Raw genomic sequence first — 5157 nt, 5'->3', positions numbered from 1 at the left:
TCTCGGAGTGATCATACACTCAAAACCAGCTGGCCAAATTAACTATGCCACTACAAAATACTCCTCAGCCGAGGGGTGGGCAGAATTACCTTGATGTTTACTGTGGTCCATTTCAAAGCTCCGGATGTTGCCTCACTCTTGTGTTACCGGTGAGTCCAGCAATTACCGCGCCAGCAAAAAAAGCATCAAAGTCGTGCAACCTGCACCGCCAAAGTGCAAAAAAAGCCGTACACCTAAGCAGCACGCGCGCCATCAACAACAAATATCTGATTTTAAAAAGATTTTAGAATTGGCACGAACATAGCTTTATACAATTCAAGACTAACCTTCCCAGCCACGAATTCGGCTGGGTACCAGATCACTGATATTGGCATTGGCGCCGGACCATCAACTCCTTTAACGGACGAGATGCTCCGGCTTTTTTGGTTCTAAACGGGGTGGAGGTGCAAAGATGATCCAAAGAACGAAAGACACATTGATCGTCTGTGGCCACGGAATGGTAGCGCAGCGATTCCTTGAAGAGTTGGTGAACAAAGCATCAATACCCTACCGGAACATCATTGTGTTTAACGGTGAAACAGCTGCGGCATACAACCGAGTTCAGCTTTCAGCTCTGCTCAGTGGAGAAACCGATGAAGAAAGCCTGCCCCTGAAGCCGGACGCTTGGTTTGCCCGCCACGGTATTCAGGTTCATCAAAGTGAAGCGGTTCGTGCAATAGCACCCCACAACAGTACGGTGACCACAAGCACTGGCAAAGTGTACAGCTATAGCACGCTGGTTATCGCAACCGGTGCTAGCCCAGCCCGCTTAGGGATTCCCGGGGAAGAGCTAAACGGCGTTATGAACTTTCGGGATCTCAACGACACCCGCGCCCTAATTGAGTTGAGCCAAAGTCAGCAGCGGGCAGTCGTAGTCGGCGGCGGTTTTCTGGGGCTTGAAGCGGCGGAAGGGCTTCTGCGCCGTGGCATGGATGTCACCCTACTGCATCGAAGCGGCCACCTCTTGAATCGGCAGCTAGACCCAGAAAGTGGCAAGCTTCTATCTGACGCACTGACCGGTCGCGGTCTCAAAATTCTGACATCAACGTCACCAATCCAAGTGCTGGGGCAAGAGAGCGTCCGCGCCATTCAACTGAATGACCAGACGCTGATTACTACGGATCTAATTGTCATCGCCACCGGCATTACACCCAACCGTGAACTGGCGCAAAACGCCGGACTGGCGTGTGGGCGGGGCATTCAAGTCAACTCGCAATTGCAAACCAGCAATCCACACATATTCGCCCTGGGCGAGTGCTGTGAGTTCAATGGCGAAACTTTTGGGCTTGTGGAGCCGGGTTATCAGCAGGCGAAAACTCTGGCGTGCGTGCTTGCAGGAACAACCAAGGGCGCGGCCTACCAGCCATCTGAAACCGCCACCCGGCTCAAAATTGGCGGCATACCTGTTTTTTCCTGTGGGCTTCAGGCACCCGATGAGCATACCGAATCCCTGATCTCGCAAGACATTACAACCGGCGGCTACAACCACCTTCTGGTTCGCGACAACCGGCTGGTCGGCGCCATTCTAATGGGGAATACCAGCCAGGGTCCTTGGTACCAGGCGTTGATTAACGACAACGTCGACATTCAATCGTTTCGAGCCCAATTGCCCTTTGGCAAACCGTATTGCGAAGCAGCAGCTTGAACCGCTGCCCATGAAAGAGGACATCACCATGAGCAATAAAACCCTAATCGTGATTGGCAACGGCATGGTAGGCCATCACTTTCTAGAGCAGTTCGTTGCCAGCCCGGCTGCGTCGGGCTATGACATTCTGGTCTTCGGTGAAGAAAAGCAGCGAGCCTACGATCGCGTTCATTTGTCGGAATACTTCACCGGCTCAACGCACTCAGATCTCGCGATGGGCACCGCAGACTGGTACTCAGAACACGGTATTCAGCTACGGTTGCATGAACAGGTAACGGCCTTGAACCCTGATCAGCGTAATGTCACCACGCCGAAGGGCGACTATGGCTATGACGAACTGGTGCTGGCAACCGGCTCCTTCCCTTTCGTACCGCCGATTGAGGGCCGGGAGCATCCTCACTGTTTCGTATACCGGACGCTGGAAGACCTTGACGCCATTCGCCACAGCGCCCAGAAAGGCAAGTCTGGGGTAGTTGTGGGTGGCGGTCTACTTGGCTTGGAAGCCGCCAATGCCCTCAAGAGTCTTGGCCTGCAGGCCCACGTAGTAGAGTTCGCACCTCGCCTAATGCCAGTGCAATTGGATACCGATGGCGGAGCGCTGCTGCGTCACAAAATTGAAGAACTGGGCGTTCAAGTGCATACCGAAAAAGCCACCACCTCTATCGTGGAAGGCGAAAATGCTCGCATTCGCATGAACTTCGGCGATGACAGTCACCTGGAAACCGACCTGATCGTCTTTTCAGCCGGTATTCGCCCGCAGGATACACTCGCGCGAGCAAGTGGGCTGAGTGTCGGTGAACGTGGCGGCATCGTCGTCAATGATCAGTGCACCACGTCGGACCCACACATTCATGCCATTGGCGAGTGTGCGCTCTGGAACCAGAAGATCTTCGGCTTGGTCGCTCCCGGCTATACCATGGCCCGCACCTTGGCGGCGGTTCTGAACGGCGATCGTGATGCCGCCTTTACCGGCGCCGACATGAGCACCAAGCTAAAGCTGCTGGGAGTGGATGTAGGCTCCATTGGCGACGCCCACGGCCAGACACCCGGTGCCCGCAACATACGCTTTAACGATGAGCAGGCCGGCCACTATCGCCGCATGGTGGTCAGCGAAGATGGCAAAACGCTGCTAGGTGCCATTCTTGTGGGCGATAACAGCCACTACGATAGTCTTCTGCAGTACGCCCTGAACGGCATAACACTGCCACACAATCCCGAGACCCTGATACTGCCGGAGAATCAAGGCGGAGCCCCGGCACTGGGCCCCGATGCGCTTCCTGAAACCGCATCCATTTGTTCTTGCCACAATGTCACTAAGGGCGATATTTGCTGCGCGATTGATGCTGGCTGCGTTGACCTCCCCAGCGTCAAAGCCGAAACCAAAGCCAGCACCGGTTGCGGCGGCTGTACCTCGCTACTCAAAAACCTGGTTGATAACGAGTTGGAAAAACGCGGTGTGGCGGTCAACAAAGACTTGTGCGAGCACTTCCCGTACAGCCGTCAGGAATTGTTTCACTTGGTCAAAGTCAACGGCATCCGCACCTTCCGCACCCTGATTAGCCAGCACGGTAAGGGGCAGGGCTGTGATATCTGCAAGCCGGCCGTCGGCTCAATTCTGGCGACCTGCTGGAACGAACACATTCTGGCCACCGATCACGTGCCACTTCAGGACACCAACGACACCTTCATGGCCAATATGCAGAAGAACGGCACCTATTCCATTGTGCCGCGCATTCCCGGCGGTGAGATTACGCCCGACAAGCTGATTGTGCTGGGCGAAGTAGCCAAAGAGTACGACCTCTACACCAAGATCACGGGCGGTCAGAGGGTTGATCTGTTTGGCGCTACGCTGAGCGAACTGCCAGAGATCTGGGAGAAGCTCATTGCCGCCGGTTTCGAGACCGGTCATGCCTACGGAAAGTCCCTGCGCACGGTTAAGTCCTGCGTTGGCAATACCTGGTGCCGCTATGGCGTGCAGGACAGTGTGGGCATGGCGATCGTTCTGGAGAATCGCTACAAGGGTCTGCGGGCGCCGCATAAGGTAAAAATGGCTGTGTCTGGCTGCACGCGAGAGTGCGCCGAGGCTCAGAGTAAGGATTTTGGCGTGATCGCCACTGAGAATGGGTGGAACCTGTATGTCTGCGGTAATGGCGGCATGCGCCCACGCCACGCCGATTTGTTTGCAACCGATCTATCTGACGAGGAGCTGATCCGAACCATTGATCGGGTGGTGATGTTCTATGTGCGCACGGCCGACCGGCTGCAGCGCACGAGTGTCTGGATGGAGAATCTAGAGGGCGGTCTGGATTATCTGAAACAGGTGGTGCTTGAGGATAGCCTGAGTATTTGTGCCGAGCTTGAGGAGCACATGAACAGCATTGCAGATACGTACCAGTGTGAGTGGAAAACGGCTGTAGAAGATCCTGAGAAGCGCAAGCGGTTCCGTGAGTTTGTGAACCTGCCAGAGCAGAAAGATCCTGTGCAGCAGTGGACGACTGAGCGGGGACAGAGACGGCCTGTTTTGGAGTCTGTGTAGCCTTCCGGATTCTGGGATGGCGCAAGGGGCACGGGGTACTTTTCCTCTGGGAAAAATAACTCGCTGCGCTCAGACATCTTTTTCCCGGCGGAAAAGTACCCCGCACCCCTCGCTCACCGAACTCGCGAATATCGAAAAACTGAAGACGGAAAGCTAAGGAGAATACAGATGAAAACTCGTACCTTTTGGAACACCATTTGTACCGTTGATGATCTGGTGCCGGAGTCGGGAATTGCGGTCTGGACGGAAGAGGGTCCGGTGGCCGTGTTTTACCTGCCGCACCGGCTACCAGCACTCGTTGCCATCAGCCATAAAGATCCGTTCAGCGGCGCGAATGTTCTGGCTCGCGGCATCACTGGGGATTTAGGGGGAGAACCAATCGTCGCCTCTCCGTTATACAAACAACACTTCAACCTGAAAACCGGTGTCTGTTTGGAAGATGAATCGGTTAGGGTCAAAACCTACTCTGTGCTTCTCGATGGAAATCGGATCCTTTTGGGAACAAGAGAAACACAGCAAGAGGCTGTGGCAGCCTAACCCTGAGGGAGGTTCAATCAACCGATATTGACGGGGCGGAAGCTACCAAAGGCCAATCACTCGCGGGCGACCTGATGTAAGATCAGTTAAACAATCATAAAAAGGAGCCCGCCCGTGAAGCCTCTGAGCCCTACCGACCAGCTTTTTCTCTGGCTTGAGAAGCGCCAGCAACCCATGCACGTAGGCGGGCTGCAGATTTTTTCATTTCCAGAAGATGCACCTGACGACTACGTGTCCAAGCTCGCCGAGCAGCTTCGAAACGATACGGAAGTAACCGCGCCGTTCAATCAGCGGTTGGACAGCCGCTTGGCGCAACCTGTGTGGGTTCATGATGATCATCTCGACCTAGCCTGAATTTCTCATAGTGTCCCAACAAGCGTCGCAGGCCAAGGCAGAAAGC

4 protein-coding genes are annotated in these 5157 nt (G+C 54.8%); all 4 read left to right on the top strand.

The window, feature by feature from the left end:
• The first annotated feature begins 451 nt into the window (after window positions 1-451).
• Window positions 452-1684 carry an NAD(P)/FAD-dependent oxidoreductase gene (locus tag ACTHYN_RS16100; RefSeq protein ID WP_441813419.1) on the top strand — a complete coding sequence of 411 codons (1233 nt, stop codon included), beginning with the start codon at window positions 452-454 and terminating at the stop codon, window positions 1682-1684.
• Between the two features lie 28 nt (window positions 1685-1712).
• Window positions 1713-4220: a nitrite reductase large subunit NirB gene (nirB, locus tag ACTHYN_RS16095; protein ID WP_441813418.1), complete on the top strand. Its 2508-nt coding sequence runs from the start codon at window positions 1713-1715 to the stop codon at window positions 4218-4220.
• A gap of 168 nt (window positions 4221-4388) precedes the next feature.
• Window positions 4389-4757, top strand: coding sequence for a nitrite reductase small subunit NirD (nirD, locus tag ACTHYN_RS16090; protein ID WP_441813417.1), 369 nt, complete (start codon window positions 4389-4391; stop codon window positions 4755-4757).
• 114 nt (window positions 4758-4871) lie between these two features.
• On the top strand, window positions 4872-5111 hold the full coding sequence (locus tag ACTHYN_RS16085; protein ID WP_441813416.1) for a wax ester/triacylglycerol synthase domain-containing protein: 240 nt from the start codon (window positions 4872-4874) through the stop codon (window positions 5109-5111).
• Window positions 5112-5157: the final 46 nt, after the last annotated feature.

Origin of the sequence: Marinobacter sp., from assembly GCF_052091845.1 — a bacterium.
Classification (GTDB): domain Bacteria; phylum Pseudomonadota; class Gammaproteobacteria; order Pseudomonadales; family Oleiphilaceae; genus Marinobacter.
The sequence above is the reverse complement of the archived record's forward strand: the minus strand, read 5'-3'. Positions and strand labels throughout refer to the sequence as shown.